30 protein-coding genes are annotated in these 26,966 nt (G+C 63.6%); 15 read left to right on the forward strand and 15 right to left on the reverse strand.

What is annotated here, in order from left to right; all coding sequences use genetic code 11:
- Window positions 1-4: 4 nt before the first annotated feature.
- Both C444_RS12690 and C444_RS12695 read right to left on the reverse strand, forming a co-directional pair.
- The gene (locus tag C444_RS12690) at window positions 5-1,108 is read right to left on the reverse strand and encodes an NADH:flavin oxidoreductase/NADH oxidase (protein ID WP_004593302.1); all 1,104 of its coding nucleotides are present in this window, start codon (window positions 1,106-1,108) and stop codon (window positions 5-7) included.
- Between the two features lie 96 nt (window positions 1,109-1,204).
- The gene (locus C444_RS12695; RefSeq protein WP_004593303.1) at window positions 1,205-2,170 is read right to left on the reverse strand and encodes a beta-ribofuranosylaminobenzene 5'-phosphate synthase family protein; all 966 of its coding nucleotides are present in this window, start codon (window positions 2,168-2,170) and stop codon (window positions 1,205-1,207) included.
- Between the two features lie 120 nt (window positions 2,171-2,290).
- Here C444_RS12695 and ilvD point away from each other — a divergent pair, with 120 nt between their 5' ends.
- Window positions 2,291-4,018, forward strand: coding sequence for a dihydroxy-acid dehydratase (gene ilvD / locus C444_RS12700; protein ID WP_004593304.1), 1,728 nt, complete (start codon window positions 2,291-2,293; stop codon window positions 4,016-4,018).
- A 74-nt stretch (window positions 4,019-4,092) separates the two neighbouring features.
- On the opposite strand, the gene C444_RS12705 is transcribed toward ilvD, so the two are convergent.
- Window positions 4,093-4,335: a hypothetical protein gene (locus C444_RS12705; protein ID WP_004593305.1), complete on the reverse strand. Its 243-nt coding sequence runs from the start codon at window positions 4,333-4,335 to the stop codon at window positions 4,093-4,095.
- Window positions 4,336-4,661: 326 nt separating this feature from the next.
- Here C444_RS12705 and C444_RS12710 point away from each other — a divergent pair, with 326 nt between their 5' ends.
- Window positions 4,662-6,014, forward strand: coding sequence for a sensor histidine kinase (locus tag C444_RS12710; RefSeq protein ID WP_004593306.1), 1,353 nt, complete (start codon window positions 4,662-4,664; stop codon window positions 6,012-6,014).
- Here C444_RS12710 and C444_RS12715 read toward each other — a convergent pair.
- On the reverse strand, window positions 6,011-6,730 hold the full coding sequence (locus C444_RS12715; RefSeq protein WP_004593307.1) for a metal-dependent hydrolase: 720 nt from the start codon (window positions 6,728-6,730) through the stop codon (window positions 6,011-6,013). The genes C444_RS12710 and C444_RS12715 overlap by 4 nt on opposite strands.
- 250 nt (window positions 6,731-6,980) lie before the next feature.
- Here C444_RS12715 and C444_RS12720 point away from each other — a divergent pair, with 250 nt between their 5' ends.
- Entirely contained in the window at window positions 6,981-8,180 is a 1,200-nt protein-coding gene (locus C444_RS12720) for an ABC transporter substrate-binding protein (RefSeq protein WP_004593308.1), read from the forward strand.
- Here C444_RS12720 and C444_RS12725 read toward each other — a convergent pair.
- Window positions 8,177-10,756 carry a heavy metal translocating P-type ATPase gene (locus C444_RS12725; protein WP_004593309.1) on the reverse strand — a complete coding sequence of 860 codons (2,580 nt, stop codon included), beginning with the start codon at window positions 10,754-10,756 and terminating at the stop codon, window positions 8,177-8,179. The genes C444_RS12720 and C444_RS12725 overlap by 4 nt on opposite strands.
- Window positions 10,757-10,895: 139 nt before the next feature.
- Entirely contained in the window at window positions 10,896-11,159 is a 264-nt protein-coding gene (locus tag C444_RS12730; RefSeq protein ID WP_004593310.1) for a hypothetical protein, read from the reverse strand.
- A 146-nt stretch (window positions 11,160-11,305) separates the two neighbouring features.
- Between C444_RS12730 and C444_RS12735 the strand changes: the two genes are divergently transcribed.
- On the forward strand, window positions 11,306-12,391 hold the full coding sequence (locus tag C444_RS12735; RefSeq protein WP_049909480.1) for a S1C family serine protease: 1,086 nt from the start codon (window positions 11,306-11,308) through the stop codon (window positions 12,389-12,391).
- Window positions 12,392-12,414: 23 nt separating this feature from the next.
- Here C444_RS12735 and C444_RS12740 read toward each other — a convergent pair whose 3' ends face one another.
- From C444_RS12740 to C444_RS12755, 4 genes are all read right to left on the reverse strand, one after another.
- Window positions 12,415-12,846 carry a hypothetical protein gene (locus tag C444_RS12740; protein WP_004593312.1) on the reverse strand — a complete coding sequence of 144 codons (432 nt, stop codon included), beginning with the start codon at window positions 12,844-12,846 and terminating at the stop codon, window positions 12,415-12,417.
- A 99-nt stretch (window positions 12,847-12,945) separates the two neighbouring features.
- Window positions 12,946-13,887 carry a hypothetical protein gene (locus C444_RS12745; RefSeq protein WP_004593313.1) on the reverse strand — a complete coding sequence of 314 codons (942 nt, stop codon included), beginning with the start codon at window positions 13,885-13,887 and terminating at the stop codon, window positions 12,946-12,948.
- Window positions 13,884-15,062 carry a DNA primase small subunit PriS gene (gene priS / locus C444_RS12750; protein ID WP_004593314.1) on the reverse strand — a complete coding sequence of 393 codons (1,179 nt, stop codon included), beginning with the start codon at window positions 15,060-15,062 and terminating at the stop codon, window positions 13,884-13,886. Before priS ends, C444_RS12745 begins: the two co-directional genes overlap by 4 nt.
- A 39-nt stretch (window positions 15,063-15,101) precedes the next feature.
- The gene (locus C444_RS12755; protein ID WP_004593315.1) at window positions 15,102-15,581 is read right to left on the reverse strand and encodes a GNAT family N-acetyltransferase; all 480 of its coding nucleotides are present in this window, start codon (window positions 15,579-15,581) and stop codon (window positions 15,102-15,104) included.
- A gap of 131 nt (window positions 15,582-15,712) precedes the next feature.
- On the opposite strand from C444_RS12755, the gene C444_RS12760 reads away from it, so the two are divergent.
- A complete protein-coding gene (locus tag C444_RS12760) occupies window positions 15,713-16,807 on the forward strand; it encodes a DoxX family protein (RefSeq protein WP_004593316.1) in 1,095 nt (364 codons plus the stop codon).
- Window positions 16,808-16,830: 23 nt separating this feature from the next.
- Here C444_RS12760 and C444_RS12765 read toward each other — a convergent pair whose 3' ends face one another.
- Window positions 16,831-17,262 (reverse strand): hypothetical protein, encoded by a 432-nt coding sequence (locus tag C444_RS12765; RefSeq protein WP_004593317.1) that lies wholly within the window; start codon window positions 17,260-17,262, stop codon window positions 16,831-16,833.
- 90 nt (window positions 17,263-17,352) lie between these two features.
- Between C444_RS12765 and C444_RS12770 the strand changes: the two genes are divergently transcribed.
- Entirely contained in the window at window positions 17,353-18,204 is an 852-nt protein-coding gene (locus C444_RS12770; RefSeq protein ID WP_004593318.1) for a translation initiation factor eIF-2B, read from the forward strand.
- Between the two features lie 102 nt (window positions 18,205-18,306).
- Window positions 18,307-18,498 (forward strand): hypothetical protein, encoded by a 192-nt coding sequence (locus C444_RS12775; protein ID WP_239641302.1) that lies wholly within the window; start codon window positions 18,307-18,309, stop codon window positions 18,496-18,498.
- 40 nt (window positions 18,499-18,538) lie between these two features.
- On the opposite strand, the gene C444_RS12780 is transcribed toward C444_RS12775, so the two are convergent.
- On the reverse strand, window positions 18,539-18,733 hold the full coding sequence (locus C444_RS12780) for a hypothetical protein (RefSeq protein WP_004593319.1): 195 nt from the start codon (window positions 18,731-18,733) through the stop codon (window positions 18,539-18,541).
- Window positions 18,734-18,858: 125 nt separating this feature from the next.
- Complete coding sequence (locus C444_RS12785) at window positions 18,859-19,593, reverse strand: proteasome assembly chaperone family protein (protein WP_049909512.1); 735 nt, start codon at window positions 19,591-19,593, stop codon at window positions 18,859-18,861.
- Window positions 19,594-19,670: 77 nt separating this feature from the next.
- On the opposite strand from C444_RS12785, the gene C444_RS12790 reads away from it, so the two are divergent.
- Window positions 19,671-20,732 (forward strand): mechanosensitive ion channel family protein, encoded by a 1,062-nt coding sequence (locus C444_RS12790; RefSeq protein WP_049909482.1) that lies wholly within the window; start codon window positions 19,671-19,673, stop codon window positions 20,730-20,732.
- Here the strand turns inward: C444_RS12790 and C444_RS12795 are convergent.
- Together C444_RS12795 and C444_RS12800 are read right to left on the reverse strand one after the other, a co-directional pair.
- Window positions 20,702-21,148 (reverse strand): universal stress protein, encoded by a 447-nt coding sequence (locus C444_RS12795; RefSeq protein ID WP_004593322.1) that lies wholly within the window; start codon window positions 21,146-21,148, stop codon window positions 20,702-20,704. The genes C444_RS12790 and C444_RS12795 overlap by 31 nt on opposite strands.
- A 32-nt stretch (window positions 21,149-21,180) precedes the next feature.
- On the reverse strand, window positions 21,181-22,539 hold the full coding sequence (locus C444_RS12800) for a bifunctional metallophosphatase/5'-nucleotidase (protein WP_004593323.1): 1,359 nt from the start codon (window positions 22,537-22,539) through the stop codon (window positions 21,181-21,183).
- A gap of 72 nt (window positions 22,540-22,611) precedes the next feature.
- Between C444_RS12800 and C444_RS12805 the strand changes: the two genes are divergently transcribed.
- The 7 genes from C444_RS12805 (at window position 22,612) to C444_RS21295 (ending at window position 26,964) form a co-directional block, all read left to right on the forward strand.
- Window positions 22,612-22,851 (forward strand): DUF5816 domain-containing protein, encoded by a 240-nt coding sequence (locus C444_RS12805; RefSeq protein WP_004593324.1) that lies wholly within the window; start codon window positions 22,612-22,614, stop codon window positions 22,849-22,851.
- A gap of 128 nt (window positions 22,852-22,979) precedes the next feature.
- Complete coding sequence (locus tag C444_RS12810) at window positions 22,980-23,312, forward strand: DUF7116 family protein (RefSeq protein WP_004593325.1); 333 nt, start codon at window positions 22,980-22,982, stop codon at window positions 23,310-23,312.
- Between the two features lie 24 nt (window positions 23,313-23,336).
- Window positions 23,337-23,870: a mechanosensitive ion channel domain-containing protein gene (locus tag C444_RS12815; protein ID WP_004593326.1), complete on the forward strand. Its 534-nt coding sequence runs from the start codon at window positions 23,337-23,339 to the stop codon at window positions 23,868-23,870.
- A gap of 67 nt (window positions 23,871-23,937) precedes the next feature.
- Entirely contained in the window at window positions 23,938-24,852 is a 915-nt protein-coding gene (locus tag C444_RS12820; RefSeq protein WP_004593327.1) for a metal-dependent hydrolase, read from the forward strand.
- Window positions 24,853-24,906: 54 nt separating this feature from the next.
- The gene (locus tag C444_RS12825; protein WP_049909483.1) at window positions 24,907-25,527 is read left to right on the forward strand and encodes a hypothetical protein; all 621 of its coding nucleotides are present in this window, start codon (window positions 24,907-24,909) and stop codon (window positions 25,525-25,527) included.
- A complete protein-coding gene (locus C444_RS12830) occupies window positions 25,524-26,183 on the forward strand; it encodes a hypothetical protein (protein ID WP_004593329.1) in 660 nt (219 codons plus the stop codon). The genes C444_RS12825 and C444_RS12830 overlap by 4 nt, the downstream gene beginning before the upstream one ends.
- Before the next feature lie 145 nt (window positions 26,184-26,328).
- A complete protein-coding gene (locus C444_RS21295) occupies window positions 26,329-26,964 on the forward strand; it encodes an IS6 family transposase (RefSeq protein ID WP_080509708.1) in 636 nt (211 codons plus the stop codon).
- Window positions 26,965-26,966: the final 2 nt, after the last annotated feature.

Consider the following 26,966-nt stretch of genomic DNA (forward strand, 5'->3'; position numbering starts at 1 on the left):
GCAGTCAGAAGCCCCAGGCGCGACGGTACTGTGGCGGCCCCTCGATTTCGTCGGTCGCGTCGAGTTCCTTCGCAGCAGTCATCGTGAAGTACGGGTCCCGGAGGTGTTCGCGGCCGACGATAGCCATATCGGCCCGGTCGTTGGCGATGACGGCCTCGGCCTGTTCGGGCGTCGTGATGCCGCCGACAGCGCCGACGGCGATGTCCGACTCGGTTTCCTCTCGAATCCGCTCTGCGTACTGAAGCTGGTAGTTCGGGCCGGCGTAGTCGGGGCGGGACTCGGGGTGGATGCCGCCGCCGCTCACGTCGATGAAGTCCGCACCGATGTCGGCGAGTCGGTCCGAGAGTCGTACGGAGTCCTCGACGGTCCATGCGTCGCGGTCGGGGAGCCAGTCCGTCGCCGAAATACGGACGAACACGGGCTTGTCGTCGGGCCAGACGTCGCGGACAGCAGCGGTGACCTCTCGTGTCAGCCGCGTGCGGCCCTCGAAGTCGCCGCCGTAGTCGTCCTCGCGGTGGTTCGTCACCGGTGAGAGGAACTGATGCAGGAGGTAGCCGTGAGCGGTGTGGACCTCTGCAACCTCGAAGCCGGCGTCGAGTGCACGCTCGGCGGCGGCACGGAACGAATCGATGACAGCCTCGATACCGTCCTGGTCGAGTGCTGTCGTCGGTGGGGCCTCTTCGTCCTCGTACGGCCACAGGTCGTCGCTCGGGCCGACGACCTCCCAACCGCCGTCGTCGGGCTGGAGCGGGTCGTGTCCATCCCACGGTCGTTCGATGGAGGCTTTCCGGCCAGCGTGGGCCAGCTGAATGCCCGGCACGCTGCCCTGTTCGCTAATGAACTCCGTAATCGGTTCTAGCGTCGCCGCGTGCTCGTCGCTCCAGATCCCCAAGTCTTCCGGGGAGATGCGGCCACGGGCTTCGACGGCGGTCGCCTCAGTCATGACCAGCCCCGCGCCGCCAACGGCACGAGAACCGAGATGTGTGCGGTGCCAGTCGGTGGCGAGGCCGTCGCGGGCCGTACAGGAGTACTGGCACATGGGAGAGACCATGACGCGATTCGGGACTGTCGTCTCGCGGAGTTCCAGCGGTGAGAACAGTGCAGTCATCGACGGGGGTTTGCTGCCGAGACGGATAACCGCACTGGCGGCTGCAAGAGTCGTCGCTTGTGCGGTGGCGAAGATCAAGAGTCGAAGACTCGGCCCCTATTCAGTCAGCGACGCACCGGTGTTCCGGGGCGCGACGACACGAACCGTTCCATCGACATCGGCCGTATCGAGTGCGAGCACACCCGCATCACGGGCCTCAGACTCGTAGTCCGCTGTCGTCAGCCCCCAGACGGTCGGTCCCCAGGAACTCTGGCCAGCCCCGGAGATGACCGGGGCGCTCGCCAGCGAATCGACCAGTGCGCCGGCGGGCGGGCGGTAGACCCCGCCCTGTTCGTCAGCGTACCACGCGCCGTTGAGTCGGCCCAGCCGCGCCGCGGCCTGCCCGAAGTCGCTGTGGTCTCTGGTGGCAATCGCGGGGAGGACCCGGCGAGTCAGTAACGTCGATATTTCGTCGGCGATGCCTGGGTCGGCGCGTTCGACGGCCTGTCGCATGCTCTGGTCCTCTGCCGCCCCGCTCTGGCCGGGGTCGGTGTCCGGAACGACGATGACGAAGCGCCAGTGTGCGGGCACGTCGTGGTGGGCCAAGACCGGCGGCACGTCCCAGTCGCCCTCGGCTGGCGGCTCGGCGGTGAACCGCTCGGTCGGATGACCGCCATCGACGATGAAGCCGCCCGATTCGAACGCAGCTACGCCGACGCCGCTCCGGCCACCCCGTCCCAGTTGTGGCGCGTGCGTCCGTGCGTCAGCGGTCCGGTCGTAAGCCCGAACGACGGCGATGAGTGTCGCCAGCGAGAGCTGTGTACCGCTCCCGAGGCCGACGTGTCGCGGGAATCGCTCCTCGACAGAAACAGCAGCACCCGGTACGTCGAGCGCGTCGACGACGCGCCGGACGTACGGCTCGGTCGCCGGATCGTCACACTGGACCGTGTCGGCCCGTGTCGCTTCGACGGATAGCCGCGGCTCATCGAGGGCAAGCCCGACGCCGCCGTAGAGGCGCTCGTGGGCGAGCGAGAGGTTCTGAAACCCGAAGTGGAGTCGCGCGGCGGTCGTGACCGTCGGCATACGGCGGCGGAGGTCCCCGACAGAAAAGAAGCTACTGCCACCGGTCGGTTTCGCCGCGCTCCATGTGGGACGGTACCGCGACTACAAGTTATTTAAGGTTGCTCACGGCATCGCTCAAATATGAGCAAGCAGGAACGGCAAGAGCGTCCGGAGAAAGACCCGGACCTCCGAAGTACTGAAGTAACGGAGGGGTACGAGAAGGCCCCCCACCGCGCGATGTTCCGCGCGATGGGGTACGACGACGAGGACCTGTCCTCGCCGATGATCGGCATCGCGAACCCTGCCGCCGACATCACGCCGTGTAACGTCCACCTCGACGACGTTGCGGACGCTGCCTACGACGGCATCGACGACACCGAAGGGATGCCCATCGAGTTCGGGACCATCACTATCTCCGACGCCATCTCGATGGGGACCGAGGGGATGAAGGCGTCGCTCATCTCCCGCGAGATAATCGCCGATTCCGTTGAACTCGTCACCTTCGGCGAGCGCATGGACGGCATCGTCACCATTGGCGGCTGTGACAAGAACATGCCCGGGATGATGATGGCCGCTATCCGGACGGACCTGCCCAGCGTCTTCCTCTATGGCGGGTCGATCATGCCCGGCGAGCACGACGGGCGTGAGGTCACTATCCAGAACGTCTTCGAGGGCGTCGGTGCGGTCGCCGACGGCGAGATGAGCGAGGGCGAACTGGACGAGATGGAGCGACACGCCTGCCCCGGTGCGGGCTCCTGTGGTGGGATGTTCACCGCCAACACAATGGCCTCTATCTCCGAGGCGCTCGGGTTCGCGCCGCTCGGGTCAGCCTCCCCGCCGGCCGAACACGAGTCCCGCTACGAGGAGGCCCGTCGGGCCGGCGAACTTGCCGTCGAAGTGGTACAGGAGCGCCGCACCCCCTCCGATTTCCTCACCCGCGAATCCTTCGAGAACGCCATCGCACTGCAGGTCGCGGTCGGCGGCTCGACCAACGCCGTCCTCCACCTGCTCGCGCTCGCGGCGGAGGCCGGCATCGACCTCGACATCGAGACGTTCAACGAGATCAGCGCCCGGACGCCCAAGATCGCCGACCTCCAGCCCGGCGGCGAGCGGGTCATGAACGACCTCCACGAGGTCGGCGGCGTCCCGGTCGTGTTGCGGGCCCTGAACGACGCCGGCCTGCTCCACGGCGACGCGCTCACCGTCACGGGCAACACGATTGCGGAGGAACTCGAACAGATCGATCCGCCAACGGTCGAGGACCTCGACGTGGACTATCTCAACACTGTCGACGACCCGATCCACGAGCGCGGCGCGATCCGCATTCTCTCGGGCAACCTCGCGCCCGACGGTGCAGTCATCAAGATCACCGGCGAAGACCACCTCCACCACGAGGGACCGGTCCGCGTGTTCGAACAGGAAGAAGGAGCCATGGAGTACGTGCAGGAGGGCCACGTCGAGTCCGGCGACGTGATCTGTATCCGCAACGAGGGGCCACAGGGCGGCCCCGGCATGCGCGAGATGCTGGGCGTGACGTCGGCTGTCGCCGGCCAGGGTCACGCCGAGGACGTGGCGCTGTTCACCGACGGCCGTTTCTCCGGCGCGACCCGAGGTTTCTCTATCGGTCACGTCGCCCCCGAGGCGTTCGTCGGCGGCCCAATCGCCGCGCTGGAAGACGGCGACACCGTCACTATCGACATCGACAACACCGAATTGTCGGTCGATCTCACCGAGGCCGAGATCGAACAGCGCCTCGAAGACTACGATCCGGAACCGACGTACGACAGCGGCGTGCTAGCGAAGTACCACAGCGACTTCGGTTCCGCGGCCAACGGTGCGGTGACGAACCCCGGCGCGAAGTGGGACTAAGCCGAACCGGTCACAGCCTCAAATCACAGGACAGGCCGTCTAGCCCCGATAGTATCGTCAAGTGAGTCGCTGACTCACGTCCGTGTGACCGTGATAAGCCCTTCTTTCAGCGCCGCTTCGAACCGCTCGTCCAGTGTCATCTGGTCCCAGCCGTCCGGCCGGTTCTCAGCGGCGATTGCAGAGAGCGATTCGACCAGCGACCTGTGGAGGAACCGTCCGTTCTCGCCGCACTCGCTGCAGGTCCTGATAATCGACCGAACCTCGAAGTCCCGCTCGATGGCGTCCTGGCATCGGGCACACACGTACGTTTCGGACACACCTGCCCATACGCTGTCCGGATACTCGGATGTTATGACTCCTTTCACCTGAGCATCATTATTGGCTATCGACTGTCCTGCTGACGGCCCTTCCTATCGGCGATCACCGCACAGTTCTCTGGTCTGGGGATCACCATTGGGATACGAGCGTGCCCTATAACCACCAGTCAGTCCAGTTAGCGGGCCAACCCAGAAGACGACCGGCCACTGCGGACGGCGCTGGCCAGTATTAGTTGTAGGGGCTCGTCCCGCTGTTGTATCCTGTTCCAGTTCTATCATGACTACTAAACCTATTTACAATCACAGTGCAAATCGTGGGCGTGTTGATGTCCCCGCCGACCGTCCTCCTCATCGCTGTCGAGACTGCTGCCGGAGAGCAGTTACAGGCGGCGCTTGAACAGGCAGCAATCGACGCAACAGTCGAGACAACCAAGCCCGAATGCGTCGATACGACACTGCTACGTACCGCGGTTGGTTGCCTCGTCGTCCCGGTGACGTGTGGGGACATGGCAGGTGGACATATGGCAGAGGCGGCCACCGGCCTCTACCCGAACCTTCCGATTATAATGTACGGCAGTGAGGCGGACCGCGGAGACCATATTCAGACGGTTGCTGACGACGATCTCGGCTCACCGGAACTGGTAGCCGCAATCGGTGCGGCACTCGAAAACAGTGAGACAATGGCCACACGACCGGCTTCCCGGCCGGAGACGATTCTCGCCACGATGTTCGAACGGAACTCCGAGCACCTGTACGTAAAAGACACTGACAGGCACTATCTGTTGCTCAACGATTCGTCGTACGCACCCCCGGAACTGCTTGGCCGACGGGACGAAGACGGGCTCCCCGCCGGGGCGACGTACCTGGATGCGGCACGCGGGGACGACTTACAGGTCATCAACGACGGGACCGACATTCTCGACATCCACGAGTTCTCGCCGTCCATGGGGAAACACCTCCGAACGTCGAAGGTCCCCTGGTACGACGAAACCGACGAGCTGGCCGGCCTCATCGGGATTACACAGGACATCACCGAACAGAAGGAGCGCGAACGGCTCCTCAGACAGCAAAACGAACGCCTCCGGAAAGTGGCGCTGCTGGCCGCACACGAACTCCGAAACGAACTCCAGGTGTCGACCGGCCATCTCTCACAGGTCGAGGCCGACGACGAGCACATCGACGCTGTGGAGCAGTCAATCGGCCGACTCTCCGGTATCGTCGACAAGGTCGTCTCGCTGGCATCGAGCGATTCGCCAGCGTTCGAGCCCGAACAACAGTGGCTCTCGACGGTCGTCTGGGACGTGTGGAGTTCGCTATCGCTCGAAGCCGCATCGCTCGAAGTGACATCCGACAGGCGACTGCTGGCGGACGCAGAGTCGATGCGCCTGTTTCTCGAGATCCTGCTCTCGAACGCCGTCGAACACGGCGGCACAGACGTCGCAATTCGCGTCGGGGCCACCTCGACGGGGTTCTTCGTCGCGGACGACGGCCCCGGCGTCGATGTTTCGCCCCGGGAGCGGGTGTTCGAGGCGGGGTACGCGTCAGAGAAACAAAACAGCGGGTTCGGCCTCTACATCGCCAACCGGATCGCAAAAGAACACGGCTGGTCGCTGTCCGTCGATGACAGCGAGGACGGCGGCGCGCGATTTACCGTGACCGACGTGGAACGACCGGATTAAAGCTCGAAGCTCTCGTCGCCGTCGAGGACGTGGACCTCGGCGTCGCTGCCGGTGCCTTTGACCTCGTTCACGAAGTCCTGCGTATCGATTTCGATGGGCGGGAACGTGTCGTAGTGCATCGGGAACGCGTGGTCGACGTCCAGCCAGTCAACGGCGACGGCGGCCTGCATCGGCCCCATCGTGAAGTGGTCACCGACCGGCACCGCCGCGGCGTCCGGTTCGAGGAACGGCCCGATGACGTCGCGCATCTCCGTCATGAGGCCGGTGTCGCCGGCGTGGTAGAACGTCGTCGACTCCTCGTCGCTGACCTGGGTTGGCTTCGTATCGGAGATGATAAACCCGCCCGGCATCCCACCGCTCGTGCCGTAGCTGGTGTCCATGCCGTTCGTGTGGTCGGCCCGGTGCATCGTGACGAACGCGTCGCCGATCTCGACGGTGCCGCCGAGGTTCATCCCCATGCCGCCGACGGCGTCGAACTCGCCGAAGTTGTCCTCGCAGTACTCGACGACTTCCGGCGTCGCCACGAGCCCGCTGCCCTCGTAGCGGTCCACGTCGCCGATGTGGTCCGCGTGGCCGTGGGTCAACAGCACGTAGTCCGGGTCCAGTTCCTCGGGGTCGGTGTCTGTGTGTGGGTTATCGAAAAACGGGTCGATGAGCAATTCGGTGTCGTCGACTGTCACGTGCCACGTCGAATGGCCGTACCATGTGAGTTCCATACCGGATACACGCTACTCGGGGCGTCTACTTAATATTACAGTAGGACGAACCTGGAGGTGTTCAATCGAGAGACCGGTGCCCAGCGATCATCGCTGGCAGCAATCAGTCATGACGGGTATCCGAAAGGTCTTTCAGAGCATTCTCTGTCTGTCCGTTTGGTACAGAGCCCACAGGCAACTGCAGTTCAATGGGAACGCTCTGGGGACAGGAACCGAAGCCGTTTTATAACTTTTAGGCTAGCCTAAAGCCATGCCAAGTAATTCAGATGACCAGTCGGAGCTGACACGACGTGAATACGTCGCCTGCGGCGGCACGGTCATCGCTGGTGGACTGCTGTCTGGATGTACTGGAAGCAGCGGCTCAGATTCGCCGGATTCGGGGACCGCCACGGAAACGGCCGCAACAACAGCAACGGAATCCGAACCGGTGGATACGGCGGCCACGGACAAACCCTACCGCATCACCGTCGAACCAGTGGGAGAGGTGGCGTTCGAGACAGTACCACAGACGTGGGTCGCAGAAAACGCCAGTTGGGCCGATATGGGTGTCGCACTCGGTCTGACCAAACCCAGTGCAGTCGTTCTCACCGGGGAGTACCGTACGTGGCATTACGAGGACGTGCCGGGACTTTCACCGTCAAAAGAGGGCATGGTTTCACTCTGGCAGGACGGTATCTCGAAGGAACTGCTACTCGAAATCGACGCCGGTGTTCACTTCATCGACCCCAACTACATGGCGAACCTCATCCCGAACTGGGATCGGTCGGATGTCGAGGAGATGCACCAACGCGTCGGCCCGTTCTGTGGGAACACCAGTTTCTCGACGTACTCTTGGCACGAGGACTATCCGTACTACAGCCTGTACGAAGCGACCGAGAAGGTAGCCGCGGTGTTCCAGCGACAGGACCGGTTCCGGGCACTCTCGAATCTCCACGAAGAGTTCCTCGACCGATTGCAGGAACGACTTCCCCGGGAAGACCAGCGCCCGGAGGTCGCACTTCTCTCGCCGGGCTCGACTGAGCCGGAGACGTTCTATCCGTACCGACTCGGGGACCGGACTGCGTACAAGCACTGGCGCGACCTCGGTGTGAGCGACGCGCTCGCGGGGAGCGAAATCCAGAGCTTCACATCCGACCGGGGAACGATCGATTACGAGCCACTCCTTGCGATCGATCCGGAAGTGCTGTTGCTGTACACGGACACCCATCGGACAGATTCGGCGTTCGAGGACACGTACCGATCGTTTCTGCAGGATCACGACACGGCAAGCCAGCTCACTGCCGTACAGAACGGCGCTGTGTACCCGGCTGGCGGGATGTATCAGGGACCGATTATCAACCTCTCGAAGACAGAACGCGCCGCAAAACAGCTGTTCCCGGACGAGTTCGACGAGGAAGAGACGCTGTATGACCGCCAGCGAATCGCGGATATTCGCGCCGGCGATATCTAACCGTCGTCGCTCTCCGGCCGGACCCGCGAGAGGCGCATCGCGTTCCCGGTCACGGCCGTCGTCATCCCGGCGTCCCCCGCGAGCACGGCGACCCAGATGGGAACGACGCCGAACGGCACGGCAAGTGCGAGTCCGGCCTTGACCGCCAGGCTGGCCCAGATGTTCTGCCGGATGACGCCGTTGGCGTCGTTTGCCAGTTCGTACAGGTACGGGAGCTTCGAGAGGTCGTCACTCATAAGGGCGATATCGGCCGTTTCGAGGGCCGTATCCGTGCCGGCGGCCCCCATCGCGACGCCGACGGTTGCACTCGCCAGCGCCGGCGCGTCGTTGATACCGTCACCGACCATCGCGACGCCGTCGTACTCTTCGACGAGATCGTCGATAGCGGCGACTTTCTCGTCGGGCAGGAGTTCGGCCTTGTAGTCGTCGACACCGACCTCTCGGGCGATGGCTCCCGCAGTGCGTTCGTTGTCGCCGGTAAGCATCACCGTCCGCTCGATGCCCAGCTCGCGGAGCCGGGAGATGGCGGCTTTCGCTTCCGGGCGCACCTCGTCGGCGACGGCGATGATACCCTCTATCTCGTCTTCTGTCCCGACGATGACGACCGTCTTCCCTTCGGCCTGAAGCTCAGGGACAGCGTCGTCCAGCAGGTCCAGACAGTTGTTGCGCTCACAGAGTTGCTGGGCCGTTTTCGTGACGCCGCCGCCATCGGTGGTGGCGTGGACGTGTGAGAGGTCGAAACCGATCTCCTCGAACAGCCCCGGCTTCCCGGCGTAGTGTGGCGTCCCGTCGAGGTCTGCCCGGACGCCCTTGCCGGTAATGCTCTCGAAGTCGTCGATTTCGGCGCTCTCGACGTCGGCAGCTCCCGCCCTAGCGACGATGGCCTCGCCGATGGGGTGTTCGCTCCGCTGTTCGAGGCCGCGGGCGCACTGCAGGACCTCCGCTTCGGTGTTCCCGTTCAGTGGAATTACGTCGGTGACGGTCAGTTCGCCTTTCGTCAGCGTGCCCGTCTTATCGAAGGCGACCACGTCGACCGCGCCCATCGCTTCGAGGTGGTTTCCGCCCTTGATGAGCACGCCGTTCTTCGCGGCGCTGGTGATGCCCGAGACGACCGAGACCGGCGTCGAGATGACGAACGCGCAAGGACAGGCCAGCACCAGCAGCGTCAGGCCATACACGACGGCAGTCGACCACGCCACCCCGAATCCGGCGGGGGACGAAAGCGTCACGAGGACGGCGAAGGCGACGACGACCGGCGTGTAGTACGCCGAGAAGCGCTCGACGAACTGCTCGCGCTCGGTCTTGTTGGACTGGGCGTCCTCTACCATCTGGACAATTCGCGAGAGCGTGTTATCGCTGACCGCCGCTGTGACCTGCACTTCCAGATACCCCTCTTCGTTGATCGTTCCCGCGTACACCTCGTCACCTTCGGTCTTGTCGACCGGGACGCTCTCGCCGGTGATCGGGGCCTGATTCACCGCGCTAGTTCCGTCGACGACCTCGCCGTCCATCGGAATCTTCTCGCCGGGCCTGACGACGACGATATCGCCGATCTGCACGTCGTCGACAGGTACTACCTCCTCGGCTCCGTCGCGCTTGACCGTCGCTTCGTCTGGCGACAGGTCCATCAGCTCCGCAAGCGAGTTCCGCGCGCGGTCCATCGAGTAGCGTTCCAGCAGTTCCGCGACGCTGAACAGGAACGCCAGCGTCGCGGCTTCGAAGTACAGTGCCTCACCGAAGGCCAGACTGGCGGTGAGCGCGCCCAGGATGGCGATGGACATCAACAGGTCGATGTCCAGGTTCCGGTTACGCAGGGAGTAGTAGCCGCCACGCAGGATTTCCTGGCCGCCCGTCGCTACCGCGATGAGAAAGAGCATGTCGGCGACGTGCAGCGGCGACCCGAAGACGCTCCCGACCTGCGAGTTCGCCCCGGACAGTAGGAACTCGAAGAGGAGGCCGAAGGCCACGAACACGCCGCTGACCCACGTCTTCAGCGCCCGCGAACTGGTCCAGAGCGAGCCGTCCTCGTCCGGCTGTCCGGTCCCCGTGTCGTCCTCGCCCGTCGTCTCCGTCACCTCGTAGCCGGCGCTCTCGATTGCCGCCACGATGTCTCCCTCCGTCGTCGCGTTCCGGTCGTACGTGACAACGACTGTTCCGGTAGTCGGGCGTGTTTCGACGCTTCTGATGCCGTCGACCCCGCCGAGCGCGCTTTCGACCTTGCCGGCACAGGATGCACAGTCCATCTCCGGGACCCCGAACTGAAGCGTCTCGCTGCCGTCGTCCGCGACGGTGTAGCCCGCCGCGTCGACGCGCGCCGCTATCGCGTCCATATCCGTCTCGGCCTCGTCGTACTCGACGGTGAGCCGGCCCGTTGCTACCTGTGGGTCGACGGCCACGATGCCCGCCAGTTCGCGGACACTCGTCTCCACCTTTCCCGCACAGGAGGGGCAGTCCATCTCCGGGACGGATAGCTGTGCGACGTGGACCCCATCGTGTGAGTCCGTCGCTGTCGGGTGACCATCAGGGTTCGAGCAGCCACAGCCATTGCCATCCGAACAGCCGTCGGACTCCGTCATTACCAGTGCTAGGCCACCCGTTCTTATTAATTCAACTGCTAAAACTACCGCTCCATCTGGGATTGATTAATAAGCATATCCAGTTTTGTTATTAACTCAGCCGATATCGACCGTGGAGCCGGCTGGGTCAGCCGCCCCCTCAGTCGAACGGTGTCGTCCGCGTCGGCTTGCCCTGTGCGTACCGAATCCAGCGCCGCATATGCCTGCCGACCGCCCAGAACAGTATCACTGTCATCGCCAGTAGCGCCGACAGGAAGACGATTCCCAGCCGTATCGGTTCCTCGGTCGGGAGGCCGATGAGCAACACGATTGTCCCGACGAGTGCCATCTCGACACCACATCGCAGACCGGGCAACACGAACCCCGGTGTCGGTGTTTTCGTTCCCGATGAATCCTCTGCCATGCCCCCCGATATGCTATCGGGACGATTGTAGTTTATGCCCGTTTTCGAGGGCGAACTGAAAGCCAGAGCGCACAGCAATCGCGCGATCCGGTTGCGGCAAAGCGTCCTGTCCGTGCCTTTTTCGCGGCCCAGGCCTACGCCCCAGTATGAAGCAATCTCTCACTCGCCGGGCGATGTTAGGGGCCCTCGGGACAGCCGTCGCGACCACGGCTGGCTGTCAGAGCCCTGGGACCAGCAGCGATTCGGACGGCAGCAGCGCGGATCAGTCGGCGTCGGCCGACGCGGGCGCGCAGTCCGACAGCGTCTACACCGACGTCTATCAAGAGGTGGCTGACGCCGTCGTCTCGATCAGAGTGTACGCCGAAGACTCCCGTGGTGGGCAAGGGAGCGGCTTCCTCATCGACGACGAACACATCGTCACGAACGAACACGTCGTCGCGGGCGGGGACGAATACTACGTCCGCTTTGCTGACACCGGCTGGCGTGCTGCCTCCGTCGTCGGCGCAGACGTGTACAGCGACCTGGCGGTTCTCCGCATCGGTGCGACGCCGGACGTGACACCCCTGTCGTTTGTCGAGACCGAACCTATCGTCGGAACCGAAGTCGTCGCTATCGGGAACCCTTTCGGACTGTCCGGCTCAGTGTCCGCGGGCATCGTCAGCGGCGTCGACCGCACGCTCCAGAGCGCAAACAACTTCTCCATCGCGGACGCAGTCCAGACCGACGCACCGGTCAATCCGGGCAACAGCGGCGGGCCGCTAGTCACGCTTGATGGCGACGTGGTCGGTGTCATCAACTCTGGCGGCGGCGACAACGTCGCGTTCGCCATCTCCGCCCCGCTCACCCAGCGCGTCGTGCCGTCGCTCATCCAGACCGGCGACTACGACCACCCGTACATGGGTGTCGGCCTCCAGAGCGTGACGCCGCGGGTCGCCGAGGCGAACAATCTGGACCCCGGGTCGGGGGTGTACATCACCCGTGTCGTCAGCGATGGTCCAGCGGCGGGCGTTCTGCAGGGAAGCGACGGGGAGACGATGATTTCAGGGACCGCGATCCCAACTGGCGGTGACGTGGTCAGGCAGATGAACGACACCCCGACGCCGACGCGGCAGGCGCTGGGAAGCTTTCTCGCGCTGGAGACCAGCCCCGGCGAGACCGTTGACGTACTGGTCGAGCGAGACGGCACACAGGAAACGGTCGAACTCACGCTCGGGACCAGACCGGAACCGTAGTCCAGTGGTTGCCAGAGCGTGTGTCACTGCGTTCGGGGCCCGCCCTGCCCGCGGTGGCTACCACCGGCTGCGAGATACCCGACGACGGCGGCCAGCGGCAGCGTCACCGGAAGGCCCGCGACCAGCAGACCGATACCCATGCTCCCATCGGCGAGCGTGTAGAGGATAACGCCAGCCACAGTGACGACGAAGAAGTCTGCGATGGTCGCCAGCGCGGCCAGTCGAAGGCGGACCACGCGGTCGGGGACCTCACCCACCGCCGCTTGGTCGCGGTGCCACAACAGGACGTAGCCGGCGAACAGCGCGGTCAGACCGGCCGACACGCCCACGGGAAGACCGATCAGCAGCGAGAACTCTATCCCCGGTTCGAAGCCAGCGGTCACCACGAGGGTCGTGACGGCGAACGTGAACGCGCCCAGAAGCAGGGCGACAACGATGCGGACGTACGTGTTCATACGTATCAACTGAGCGACTGTATATAAATAGTCCGTCGCTGCCGCGGAACGGGGTATCCAGCGGCGTTTCACACAGCGGCCAGTTCCCCGCTGGTCGGCTTATTCTAACGGCTCAGCGGCGTCCTGTTCGACCAGTGGGTCGGCGTTGTCGGCCGGCAGTGTCACCACGTCGTCCGTCGAGAGGTCGTACTCGCGCTGGTCGACGCCGAATATCTCGCCCACGTCGTCCGTGATGCGGACCGTCCGCCGGTCCACGTCGGCGGCCCCAGCCGTGTCAGAACTGGCTAATGATTGCGTACCGCCGTCGGTCTGCGTCGGGTCCGCCGCCGGGCCGGCGGGGGACTCAGCGCTCTGTTCGGCCGGCGGTACCGGACTATCGCCGCCCGGCACGTCTGCCGGCTCGGACTGTCCGGCGGCGGGACTGCTCTCCGTATCGAGGTCGGCCGGCGGCGCGGGCGCGTCGGTGTCCTCCGGTGGCGCTGGCGGCGACTGATCGCCGCCGCTGCCCATCATGTCCGCTGCGTCGACGCCCGAATCCGGCGTCGATGGCGGCTCGGGCGCACCTGTCGCGTCGTTTGCTGCTTGGTCCGGTTCCGGGTCCGGGACCTCTCGGTCGTCCGAGTTCGGTTCGTCGCCGACCGCGCCGGTCGGAGCCTCGCCCGCGATCACATCGAGGACGTGGCTCCGATTGGATTCGATGGCGTCGACCATCGTCTCGAACAGGTCCCGTTCCTCCTGTGTGAGGCCGTCGTCCTCAGTCGGCATGTCCGCCGCGGCCAGCGACGCCATCTTGACGATTTTGCCGACGCGCCGCTCGTACACGGCTTCGACGGTCTGCTCCGCGGTCTTGATGTCGTCGGTCAGGCGGTTGACCTCGGGCGAGTCGAACGGGTCCTCGGCGCGCTCGGCCGCGCGGTCGCGCTCCGACCGGAGCTGTTGAATGAACTGCCCGGCGTCCTCGTAGAACGTCTCGCGCAGCTGCTGGAGCTGGTCGGTCTGGCGTTCCCGCGATTGGACGGACTGGAGCTCGTCTACGTTCATTCCTTCCCCTTCTCGGCACGCCCGCGGGCCATGAGAAACACGCCCACGTGCTCTGGTACAGTCTGATTACCCGCCTCCAGTGTAAAGCTATCGCCATCTAGCTCGACGAGGCCTCCGTCGGTCACCTCGACGGTGATGTCGTGGCCCCGGAAGGTCTCCGGGACGGGGTCGACCAACGGGTCGAAGGAATCCAGCTCGTCGCGGTCGATACGCTGGACTTCCAGGCCGCTGCCGCCGTGCAGCGAGCCCGGAAGGCGAATGAGCCGGTTCGTGTCCGTCGTCACCGGCTCGTCTATCGGCGCGTTATCCGCCGCGACGACCTCGTGGAGCAGAATCTTCGCCAGTTGGTAGAACGCCGGATGGACGTCGATGTTGCCGGCTTCCAGTTGCTCGTAGTTCGACCGGGCGGCGTTCAGTGCCGCCGTCGCCTTCCCCTCGCCGATGCCGTCGTACTCCTGCAGTCGGTCGAGGGCGTCCGCTTCCTCCATCGCAAGCAGGTCATCGACAACGGCGAGCATGTGGCGGTGTGCGCGGGCGCTCCAGCCGCCTTCCGTCGAGAGCGTCCGTTTCTGGGCCGGACTCGACCGGCCGGCCGTGCCGGCGACGGACTCCTCGTCGACGAGTTCGTCGAACTCCAGGCCGATGCCGCGGACGTAATCGACGACCTCCCGGCGCGCGTCCCGTTCCAGGTGGCGGATGCGCTCGTCGCGGACGTGGACATGGTAGCCGCGGCCGCCGGAGAAGACGATAGTAAGATCATCGAAGCCGAAGTCGTCCTCCAGAAAGTCGAGCAGCCTGAGCAGTGCGTCCTTGCATTTGGCGAGCATCTCGGCGTAGCTGTCCTCGCCGAGCACGACGGAGGGCAGGTGATCGGCGTCGAGGTCGAACACGAGGTCCGAGGAGCGCCAGCCCTTGTCCGACATCGTGGAGGCGCTCGGTTCGTCGTAGCGGCCCGCGGAGAAGTAGACGTGGCGGGGCTTCCGGCGGCCGAGGAAGTCCTCGATCTCGCCGAGGTCCAGCAGCGAGCGATGCCGGACCATCGTCTCGCCGGGGCCCTCGGTCCATGGGATGAACCCCCATTCACGTTCGTTCGCGGCCGGTGGCGGCGTTACGGATGCCTGTCGGTAGTGGTCGCCGAACCGGCCACGGAGGTACGCGCGGGTCCGCTCTTCCATCGGCTACCTCGTTGGGGAGGTCCCTTGAAAAGCGTTCGCTTAGCCGCGCAGGAACTTCGACAGTTTGTCCGTGATCGAGTCCTCGCCGAGCTTGAGGTAGTAGGCGTCGCCGCCGTCCTCGTAGTAGTTGTCGATGCGTCGTCGGATCTCGAAGCCGATATGTTTGTAGAAGCCGATTGCCTCTCGATTCGTCGCTCGGGCGTGGCAGGTCACGCTGCCATAGTCTTCGGCGACGCGGGCAACGAGTCGCTTGCCGAAGCCGTGGCCTCTATACTCGTCGTCGACTGCGAGAAAGAGAACGTAGCCGTCGCGCCGAACCGCGGCGAAGCCGATGAGGCGGTCCTCCGACCGGTCGATGTAGAGATAGGTGGTCGACCGTCGGTAGGCGTCGCGAAAGAACCCCCGTCGCTGCCGAAGGACGCCGTCGGACTCGCGGATGTCCTCCTTGAGCCGCCACGCCGCGTCGACGTGTTCGTCGTCCCCGCGTTCGACGATCTGTGTCTCGATGTTGACGCTCACTGCCGTATAAGTAGTGGAGGCGTGGATATAATTCCACCGCCTATAGAGATGGGCCGCCGGTGGGGGTATCGGACCGCACAGTGACGCGGAACGGACGAAACATTAGGTGGCTAGCCCACGAATTCTCAGGCATGGACACGCGCATACCGAGTACAGCCGGCACTGTCGCGCTCGCGCTCACCCTCCTCTCGCGACCCGCGGCGGCACACGTCGATTACGTGACCGAGGGGCCGGGGGAGGCCCTAGACGCGGTGGCGTTTGCGATATCCGTGCTGTCGAACCCGTTGAACGCGGCCGTTTTCGGCATCTCGGGACTGGCCGTGACCGGCGGCCTCGCCGCGTACCTCTGGGTTCGGCCGACGATCACGGATATCGTCATTCTCCGGGACGTACTCGTCGGCTACTCGGACCTCGTCCCGTGGATGCTCCGGCTCAGCGTGGGGTTGCCGCTCGTTGGTGCCGGCTTTCAGGGATATCTGTTCGCCCCGACGGTGACGTTTGACGCGACCGCGAATCCGCTCGTCCGTGCCCTGTTTATCGGGCTGGGGTTCACGCTCCTGTTCGGACTCGCGACCCGTATCGTCACGACGATTGGGCTGGTGACCTACGGATGGGCACTGACCATCGACCCAGGCGTCGTTCTCGCCATGGAGTACATCCCGGCGTTTCTGGCACTGCTGATACTGGGTGGTGGCCGCCCGAGCGCCGACCACATGCTCCAGCAGGTCGCCAGCACCGACGGGACCTACTACGGCCGTATCGACCCGGTCCACCATCTCAAGCGCTTTCTGGACGCAACGACGGCCCCGTACCGTGAGTACGTCCCGGTCATCGTCCGGGTCGGCATGGGCGTGACGTTCATCTATCTCGGACTGTTCCAGAAGCTCGCCGAACCCGGCCAGGCGCTTCTAGTCGTCGAAAAGTACGACCTCACCGCCGTCGTCCCCGTCGACGCCGGGATGTGGGTGCTCGGGGCCGGCCTGACAGAGATGCTGGTCGGGCTGGTGTTGATCTTCGGCTTCATGACTCGCGGGGCTGCGGCCGTCTCCTTCGTCCTGTTCACCACGACGCTGTTCGGACTTCCGGACGATCCGGTACTCGCCCACATCACGCTGTTCGGAATGGCCTCGGCGGTGTTCACGATGGGTGCCGGACCGCTCTCGTTCGATGACTGGTTTGGTCGGCCGGCACGGAGTGACCGTGAAACGGTCGCTTCGGCGGACTGAGCAGGCCACAGCAGTCTTGCAGGTCAGTTCGCGCCGTCCCACTGGTCCAACTGGGTCCGGTTCCCGCTCGCGTTGTGGTATATCGTGATCGTGTCACGGGCACCTACACGCCGCTCGTAGGCGTTACCGCTGCTCAACTGTGCGATATCGCCCGGCCCAATCATCGCGTCGGGCTCCCGGTTTGCCACCTGTGCCCAGGTGACAGTTCTGCTCGGCCCTTCAAATTCGACGTTCCCCGCTTCGAACTCGTCGCCGCGGGCGTGTGTGACGATGAGCAGTTCGTTGTCCTCGACGTAGTCGTAGCTGAAATTCGCCTGCGGGCCGCCCCCGTCGTCCTCCTCGATGACGAGGACGTTCAGCCCGACGATACCAGTCACCAGGAGCGTCAGTCCGACGAGTACGGCGACGCCGATGCCCTCCGTCATCCCGACCGTATCAGTACTGAACCGTCCCATAGCCGTCTATCACCCCTAATGTGAGACGGCGTTAAATGCTGTTCGACGGCGAGGGGAAGACACATATCGGTTCAACTCACAGCCACCGGTATGATAGACGAGACTGTCGAGGAGATCTCGGAGATGCAGACCCACAGTTCCTCCGTGGTCGCAGTCAAAGCCGCTCAGGCGCTCCGGGACCTGACTGACAGGGAGTACCCGACGGTCGAGGACTACCTCCGCTCGCTCAGCCGCAACAGCAGCGCCCTCCGGCGGGCGAACCCCTCGCACGCCTCCCTCCATACGACCCAGCACCGAATCGTGAACACCGTCTCGGATGCGGAGCCCGACAACGTAGCGGCCGCCAAGGAACTGACGAACGAGGCTATCGATGACGTTATCGACTCGGTCGAGTCGTCGAAAGACCGCGCTGCTGCCCGCGCCGTGTCGGAGATCGCCGACGACGACGTGCTGTTGACGCATGACTTCTCCTCGACGGTCCTTGCAGCCATCGACGACGCCATCGAGGCCGGCCACAGTTTCGAGGTGTACGTTACGGAGTCCCGGCCGCGCTTCCTCGGTCGAAAGATGACGCGCCACCTCTCCGACCGGGACGGGGTCGACGTGACGCTCATCGTCGACAGCGCGGCCGGGCACTTCATGCCAGAGGTCGACCGCGTACTCGTCGGCATGGACTGCATCGTCGACGACACGCTGTACAACCGCATCGGTACGTATCCGATTGCGACGGCGGCAGCGGACAACGACGTTCCGGTGACGGTCGTCGGGGCCGCCGCGAAGTACGTCGACGGGGCCTTCGCCTTCGAAAACGAGATTCGGTCACCGTCGGAGGTGCTCCGAGAGCCCGCAGACGGATTCAAGATCGCGAACCCGGCCTACGACGCCACGCCGACGCACCTGCTGGATACGGTTGTCACTGACGACGGAGTCCACGAGTACTGAGACGGACTGCCGTACGTTCCGGTATCGCTGGGCAGCAGGACGGGTCCCGGTAACGGAAGGCAGGGTCGAAGATTCTTGTTGCTGGCAGTGAAGAAGCCCTGTATGGACGATACCGCCCTCCTTCGTCAAACCATCCGTCGGTGTACCGCCGTACTTGTTGCAACGCTTGCCACTGTTGGTGTGAGTCTGCAGGGCTCTTCAGAAGCGGGTTTCTTGCTCATACTGGCCACCGCCTCAGTGGTGTATCTCGTTGTGGAGTTCATCAACGTGAATCCGTCTGCTGAAAAACCCTGAAAGGTCCGCGTCTACAGAGGACGAGAGGTAAGTACGTAGTCTACCGCTGTTGGACGACGGTGTCGCAGTTGGGACACCGGAGCTGTAAACTGTTCTCGGTTGCTTCAGTGGTCCAGTCGCCCGTGACTGCACTCTCGTGACCGCAGTCGGGGCAGAACAGCGATGTCTTGGACCGCGTCTGCGGTGGTGGGTCTGAGTCGACCGTGCTGGTCGTGTAGATTTCGGTGGAGGTCATCAAAGAAAAGAACGCGCTGTACGCTCAAAAATGTGTCGGCAGAATGTTTGATTGTTCACCCATAATGTGGAATTGATATAGTTTTAATTCCCGAAAACATGGATGGGCGTCCCACATTTTCGCAATTACATATACATTCGGTCATCTGGGAGTGAGTCGGTATCGGCAGCGTCCATCCGTTCTGCGAGCGCCTGGTAGTGGGCCTCGATGTTTGCGGCGAAGGCCTCCAGCGGGCCGGTGTCAATCTGGATCGCATGGGTCTCTTTCAGCGCGGTGAGCAGTCTGATTGCGGCCGCGGCGTCGGGGGCTTGCGGATGTGTCGGCGTCGTGAACACGCCTGTCGGAAGCGACTCATCGATACCTCGGGTGACAAGCTCTGCACTCAGTCCTTCGAGGAACCCGTTCCCCATCGGTCTGATGTCGGTGTCGTCGAGATACGCTTCCTGATACGCTGGCGTTGCAATGTAGAACGGGGCGTGGTCGTCCGGGCCGTGGGCGATGGGGACGCCGGTAAGCATCGTAATGTTCGAAACGTCCAGTTCTCTCCCGGCGGTCGCGATTGCCTCGGCGAGCGACCCGGCCTGGGCCGGCGGCACGAACCGCTCGCCCACCAACACGGCAAACGACGCCGCCTCGTCGGTGTACAGCCGCGTGTGATGTCTCGGGGTTCCGTTCTCGAAGGGAGTAATAAACGGCGGCCCCGGCGTCCGCAGATGGCCGATTTCGCGCATCGACTCCTGGTCGGCCAGATAATCGACGGCTGTGAGGCCGGCTAGACCGTACTCAGAGACGCCGACTGCCAAGGTATCGACCGGTGGTCGGCCGTCCGAGAGGACCACGGAGATGTCGTCGGAAGACATATCCATGTAGATGGAGTGAGAAGATTAAGTAGTTCGGGAGGGGAATCCTTTTCTCGTGGCGGGGTTGAATCCCTGTCATGCGTTTTGGCCCTGTCTGGCCGTTGCAGACACCCACTCCGGTACCGACCGAAGCCGCGACGGAAGTGGCGACAGAAGTGGCCACCGATATTGGTGGATTGCTCCCCTTCGCTATTCCGAGGTGGGTGGCCAACATCGGGGAATCTCTGATTGTCATCGGGCTGGCAATCGTTGTTTCCCGCGTTCTCGTCCGCCTTCTCGGCCGGCGCGTCGCTCAGCAGTTCCGGCGGCCAAGCCTCACTCGAACGGCGTTGCGGGGTATCCGCGTCGGGGTGTTCATCTTCGCGTTGCTAGCCATTCTGAACATCTACGGCCTGCAACTGGGTGACATCGCCCTCTCTGTAACCGTGTTCACGGCCGTGGTTGGTGTCGTACTGGCCCCGATTCTCGGGAGCCTGATCTCCGGCGTGTTCCTGCTGGCCGACCAGCCCTTCGAGATCGGGGATATGATCGAACTCGTCGACACCGGCCAGCAGGGGTTCGTCGAGGACATCACGCTCAGACACACGAAGATGTTCACCCTCGACAACACGTTTCTCGTCATCCCCAACGGGGAGATTCGCCAGCGGGACGTCGTCAACTACTCGGCGGAGGACTCACGGACACGGCTCTCGCTCGACGTACTGGTCACATACGAGAGCGACATCGCCGCCGCGCGGAGCCTCATCGAAGCCGCGGCCCGAGAAGTGGACAACGTCATCGCCGGCGGGCCGGACATCCGCGTCGGCGCGGCTCGGTATCCCGCCTCGCCGACGGTGTATATCAACGAGTTCGCCGACCACGGTGTATTGCTGACGCTCCGGTACTGGGTGACCGAACCGTACAAACTGCTCGCTGCACGCTCGAAGGTCCAGACGAACGTTTGGCGGCGGCTCGAGGACGCAAACGTCGAGATAGCATACCCCCACTCACACCTGTACTTCGACGACACTAGCGGGGAGATGAACGTCTCACTCAATGACGGACTGAGCGGATTGAACGGCGTTGACCGGACACACGCGGCCTCCGGTGACTCACCCGTCCCGCCGCGTCAGGACCCCGACGACCTTGCTGACGAGTGACGGCTGGGCCGGGCATCCGGCTCGACGGTGACGATTTCGCAGTCGAGTTCTTCGCGGAGAAACTGTTCGACATCGGGGTCGTCAACCAACCGACGGATCATCTGTCGCCAGCGACTCGCCTGTTTGCTCCCGATGACGACGATGTCGGCGTCCTGTGCGGCGACCTCGTCGAGAATCGTCTCTTCGACGAGCATTCCCGACCGGACGACGTACCGCGTCCGCGGGACGTGGCCGAACGACTGCTCGACGGCGCGTTTGAGCTCTGTCCGGTCGACATGGTGGCTGTTCTGGTATAGGTTTACGTGGAGAACGGTGAGGTCCGCGTCCTCCTCGTCGGCGATCTGAATGGCCTCCGCAAGCGTGGCTCGGGAGTTCTCCGAGAGCGGGTATCTGACTGGGACGACGACCTGTGGCATCGGCGAGATGTACCGTATCGAGGTTTAAATCGCTAGCGACGGGTGAGTCGTCCGTCGACGGTCGGGGTGATATCGGTCTCGCGGACGTAGTCGGACAGCGCATCGTACTGTACGTCGGCGACGCTGACCCGGTGGGACTCGGTGAGAACCGGAAACTCCAGCTCGGTATGGTAGAGGTAGTTGCTCGTCGCGAGCGTGTACGTCTCGGTGTCACGGACCGGTCGCCCGTCGACCCGCAGTCGCTCGATAGTCTGCATGTCATCGTTCCAGACCAGTTTGACGCCGCTGAGGTGGGCGTGCCACCAGTGCGGTTCCCCGAACGCGACCTGTTGCCCGCTTCCCTGTCGACACAGCGTCCGGAGCTCTGCACCCGTTAGCTCGGCGACGGTGAGGGGTTCCTCGAATGGGACGACGGACATCAGATCGGCGACCGTCAACGCCCCGTCGAGCGGGACCGTGTCGTTCCGGAGGCCGCCGCTGTTCTGGAGGGCAACATCTGCGCCCGTCGCCCACCGGTACGCGTCCGCGACGAGGTTGCCGAGCCGGCACTCGCCGCCATAGGTCGTCGCCTGCCGCCGGTCGATAGGGTCGTCGACGTGCCCGACGACTTCGTCCAGTCCCGCCGCCGACAGCCGGTCAGCGACAGCCCTTTTGACCCGGTCGTCGACGGGGCCGTCGGCCGTCTCTCGGAACTGCGCGGTGGGTACGGTCCCGCCGAGATCGACCTCGACGACGGCCCGGCCGTTGGCTCCTGGTCTCGTGAGCAGCGTGCCGGCGACGCGGTCGATGCGGCGCTCGTGGACGTGCCCGCCGAGGATCACGTCCACGTCGCAGGCGCGAGCCAGTTTCTCGTCACTCCGCCCCAGGTGTGAGAGCACGACAACAACCTCTGCCCCGTCATCCCGAAGCGCTGTGGTCGCCTCGGCAACGGCTTCGACAGGATCAGTGAACGTCAGCGTCGTCGCCTGTGGATTAGCCGAAGCCGTATCCGGGCTAGTGACGCCGACAAAGCCGACCTGTACCCCGTCGACGGTTCGACTCGCCCACGGTCGGGTCAACCGTCGGGCGAACCGCTTACCGTCCTGTTCGACGTTCGCAGTCAGCCACGTCTGTGGCGACCTCGCGATAATCTCCCGCGTCGCGTCGAGTCCGTGGTCGAAATCGTGGTTCCCCAGCGTCTCGAACGCGGGCGTCATCGCGGTAAAAAGGTCGAGCGACTGCTCGCCGTCGGTGACCAGCGACAACACCCCCGGACCGGTGTTGTCTCCGGTGCCGACTACCAGCGCATCTCGGCCGTCGACGGCGGCCACCGTCCCCGCAAACCGCCCGATTCGCTCGGGTGTATCGTACGCTTTCTCCACGTCGGAGTACTGAATGATCCGGGGACTCACACCCACAGTGCAAGGGAACCAGCCACTAATGGTTTCCGCAGTGATTTAGCCGCTGGCCCGTCATGACCACGTATGGACGCACTCGAAGGTCCCGACGGAGAGACGCTGTATGTCGACAAGAGCGACGGCGACATCGGCACAAAGGGCGCGTTTCACGTCGTCTATCGCGACACCGACCGCGAGCGTCGCTGGGGCTACTTCTGTGGCAACTGCGAGACATTCAACAACGCGATGGACTCGATGGGGCGCATCCGCTGTAACGACTGCTCGAACCTTCGCAAAGCCGAGGAGTGGGACGCCGCCCACGAGTAACGCTCTGTGTAGACGGCCCAGCGGTGCCGCCCTCATCCGTTCGTCTCCCTGTCAGTTTCCCCGCAAGAAATATCAGCTAAGTAGTTAGTGGGAACGTTTATCAGACAGCCAGTGGTACTGGTTCTCAGATGGGGGCCGTTACCACATCACTCGACGAGCAGGCTCGGTCGATATTCGACGACCTCGGATACACCGTGTCGCGCACTGGCACCGAACTGCGAGCGGAACGCGACTGGCGCGTCGTCACTGTCTCAGTGCTCGACTCGCAGGACCCGATACCCGACGGCGGCGACTTGCGCTGTTTCGTCACACGAACGGGCGAGGCAATGCATCTCAGCCGCCGTCTCACTCGACGAGACGTCTCGTATGACTGGGCTGTCATCGGCATTACCGAAGACGGTGATTACGAGGTAGTCCGTCACCCCGGCGACACAGCCATGTCGACTGACGCCAACACTTAGGGGGCTCTCCGTCCACCATCCGGCGTGCAAGTCGGTGTCATCAATCGAGCGCTCGAACAGCTAGTCACGAACGTTGTCGACGCACTCCCTCAGCTCATAACCGGGTTCGTCTTTCTCGCCGTCGCTGCAGTCGGCATCAAAGCCATCATGGTCGTCGTCCGAGCGGTTCTGAAGCGGTCGCTGCCCGGCGAATCGCCCGTGTACCGACAGTTTCTATCGGTGATCGTACTCGTGTTCCTGTGGTTCGGCGTCGCGCTGTCGTTTCTCTCTATCGTCGGCCTGACCGCCATCGCCGCGTCGCTCGGAACCGCGACCGGATTCCTTGCACTCGGCGTCTCCTACGCGCTCTCGGAGATGATCAAAGACGCCGTTGCCGGTGTCTACCTCCTCCGTGACCCCGACTTTAATCCCGGCGATACCGTCAAAGCCGGCGATACCACCGGTGAGGTGGTCGCAATCGAACTCCGGAAGACGCGGTTCCGTGTCGACGATGACACCGTCGTCAGGGCCAACGCGGCCATCGAAGAACGCTGGACGAAAGTCGGATCCGAGTCCTGAGCGGGGCCAAGCGCCGCGCTACCCGTTCACACGTGGTGTTTAAGCCTATCGGCACCATATTTGAGGTATGTTCGTCGGGCACGCGCTGCTCGCGTTCTCCCTTGGAGCCCTCGCCGCGTGGTGGCTCGGGCTCTCCCGTGAGCGAGCGGTCCAGCTAGGCGTCGTCGCCGGCCTGTTCGCCGCAGTTCCCGACGTTGACATCGTCTACGCCCCTTTCGGGCTACTCGTCGGGGCCGCCGAGAACCTGACCGCGGATGGCTTCTGGGAGGTTGCGGACGTCGTCCACCGCGGACCGACACACTCACTCCTGCTGGGGGCCGCACTCGCCATCGCGGCCGGCCTCTGGGCAAGTAACTCACGCACTGCCCGAGCCGGCGCGCTGTCCATCGGCGTCGCACTGACCGTGCTTACGGCCGCAATCAGCGGCCCCATCGCGGGACTCGTGATGCTCGTGTTCGTCTTGGCCGTGCTTGGTGTCGCCACAGTCGCACAGTCCCGCGATATCAGCCCCCGGACGGTGACCGGGCTGGCGCTACTGGGACTGCTTAGCCACCCGTTTGGCGACCTCTTCACCGGCGGCCCGCCCCCGTTCTTCTATCCCTTCGACGTGAGCCTCGTCGCCGAACGGGTGCTACTCCACCCCGACCCGACCACGCACCTCCTGGCGGCGTTCGCTATCGAACTTGCGACGGTGTGGCTCGCCGTGTGGACGTACGTTCACCTCCGCGGGTACACGCTGACGGAACTCGTCCGCCCCCGGGCAGCACTGGGGCTAGGGTATGCAGCGGCCGTTCTGTTCATGCCCGCACCGACGCTCGAACAGTCGGCGCACTTCGTGTTCAGCGTCCTTGCGCTGGGCGTCGTCGGCGCGCCGACCCGGCCGTTCAGTGATGGCGTCGACTGGCTGGAGACGGTCGTGACGGGGCTGGCAGCAGTGACCATCGCTGCGCTCGCGTACGCCATGGCGTATGGGGCTATCTGAACAGTCCATACCATCGGTCGATAGGGTTTTTCGAGTCGCGATTCACCAGACAGTATGAGCCGAGACGTAACGCAGTTGGTCCGAGACAGGCGCGTCAACGCGCTGGCGGCGTGGTGCATCGTCGCCATGCTCGCCGCTGTCTCGGTAACGAGCGCCGGTAAAGGCGACCTGTTGTGGGCCGGGTTCGCGGCCGCCGTCGCGGCGCTGGCGCTGCTCCCGCCGGTCCTGTTGCTCAACCGCTATGCGATGCTTCCCTGGGAAATTCTGCTACTGGCGGCGTCGCCTGTTGTCGGCCGCCTGTTTGCGACGCTCTCGATGACCGGTAATCTCGCCACCTACCTCTCAGTCGCCGCCATCGCGCTCATTCTCGCCGTCGAACTCCAGCTCTTTACGCCCGTCCGGATGACCCCCCGGTTCGCCGTCGTCTTCGTCGCCATCACCACGATGGCCACCGCCGGCGTCTGGGCTGTCGTCCGCTGGGTGGCCGACCAGTTCCTCGGGACCTCCTTCATCCTCGACCCGACGGTGTCCGAACACGTCATCGAGGAGGCGCTGATGTGGGAGTTCGTCGCGTCGACTATCGCCGGTATCGGGGCCGGCGTAGTCTTCGCGTACTACGTGCGCCAGCAGGTCGGCACCAACCGCGTCCCCGAGGAGGTCCAGCCGGACGTATGAGGGTCCGTGACCACCTCCGGATCAGCACGGCGACCCAACAACTGCTTTCGCGGGTCCTGTCACTCGCACTCATCGGCCTGTTCGCGGTCGGTGTCGAGCGGGGCAACGTCGGCATCATCGTCAACTCGGGCGTCGCCATCCTCGTCACGCAACTCCCGGCGCTGCTGGAGCGGGACTACGGCATCACACTCGACCCCGCACTGACGCTGTGGATTACGTCAGCGGCATTCTTTCACGCACTCGGAACTGTTGGCCTCCCGGGTGCAGAGGAGAACTTTTACGTCACCATCTGGTGGTGGGACCACTTCACCCACGCCCTCTCGTCGTCGGTCGTCGCCGCGGTCGGGTACACGACGGTTCGTGCGCTCGACGAGCACACCGACGAGATTTCGATCCCCTCGCGGTTCATGTTCGTGTTCCTCCTCCTGTTCGTGATGGCCTTCGGCGTGTTCTGGGAGGTCATCGAGTTCTCGATCACGCTCGCCGCGTCGGCAACCGGGAACGACACGATTCTGACACAGTTCGGGCTCAGCGACACGATGCTCGATCTCGTGTTCGACGCTATCGGTGCGATTATCGTGGCGATCTGGGGGACTGCACACCTCACCGGCGTGGTCGGTCACGTCGAGACGTTGCTCGACCGGCAGTCTCAGTGACCCGTAGTGTTCAGATGAGGATTGAAGAGTGAGGCACGGCGGTTTTGAAGTGTCTATGCCCAAAAACGCCGGCCTCAGCGGTAGTCTCGACCAGATTAACTTAGATNAGGATTGAAGAGTGAGGCACGGCGGTTTTGAAGTGTCTATGCCCAAAAACGCCGGCCTCAGCGGTAGTCTCGACCAGATTAACTTAGATTTTGTGGAGCGAGAAGCGACACCGGAGTTGCTGATGAAGCTGAGTATTCAGTTGCATCTGGCTGGGCTGTCACTTTCGAATACTGTTTCAGTTCTTGAAATATTTGGTGTCCAACGCGCTCGATCAACCGTACATAATTGGGTTCACAAGGCAGATTTACAGCCCGAAAATGGGCGGTCTCCAGATCACGTTGCGGTTGACGAAACTGTGATCCAACTCAATGACGAGAAATATTGGCTGTACGCCGCTGTCGATCCACAAACGAACAAATTGCTCCATACGAAGCTTAGACCAACTACAACAACGGCTCTAGCTCGTTCGTTTCTCACCGAACTTAGTGAGAAACACGACATCGACGGCGCTGTGTTTCTCGTTGATGGCTCTAGATCGTTACAAGCTGCGTGTCACCGACACGGCTTCGATTTCAGATACGAAAAACACGGAAATCGGAATGCTGTCGAACGTGTCTTCAGAGAAATAAAACGACGAACTGCCTGCTTCTCAAACTGTTTCAGCAACGCCGAAGCGGAAACAGCTGACGATTGGCTCAGGTCATTCAGCTTCGCATGGAATCAGCTAATCTGAAC

The sequence above is a fragment of the Haloarcula japonica DSM 6131 genome (assembly GCF_000336635.1).
GTDB lineage: Archaea > Halobacteriota > Halobacteria > Halobacteriales > Haloarculaceae > Haloarcula > Haloarcula japonica.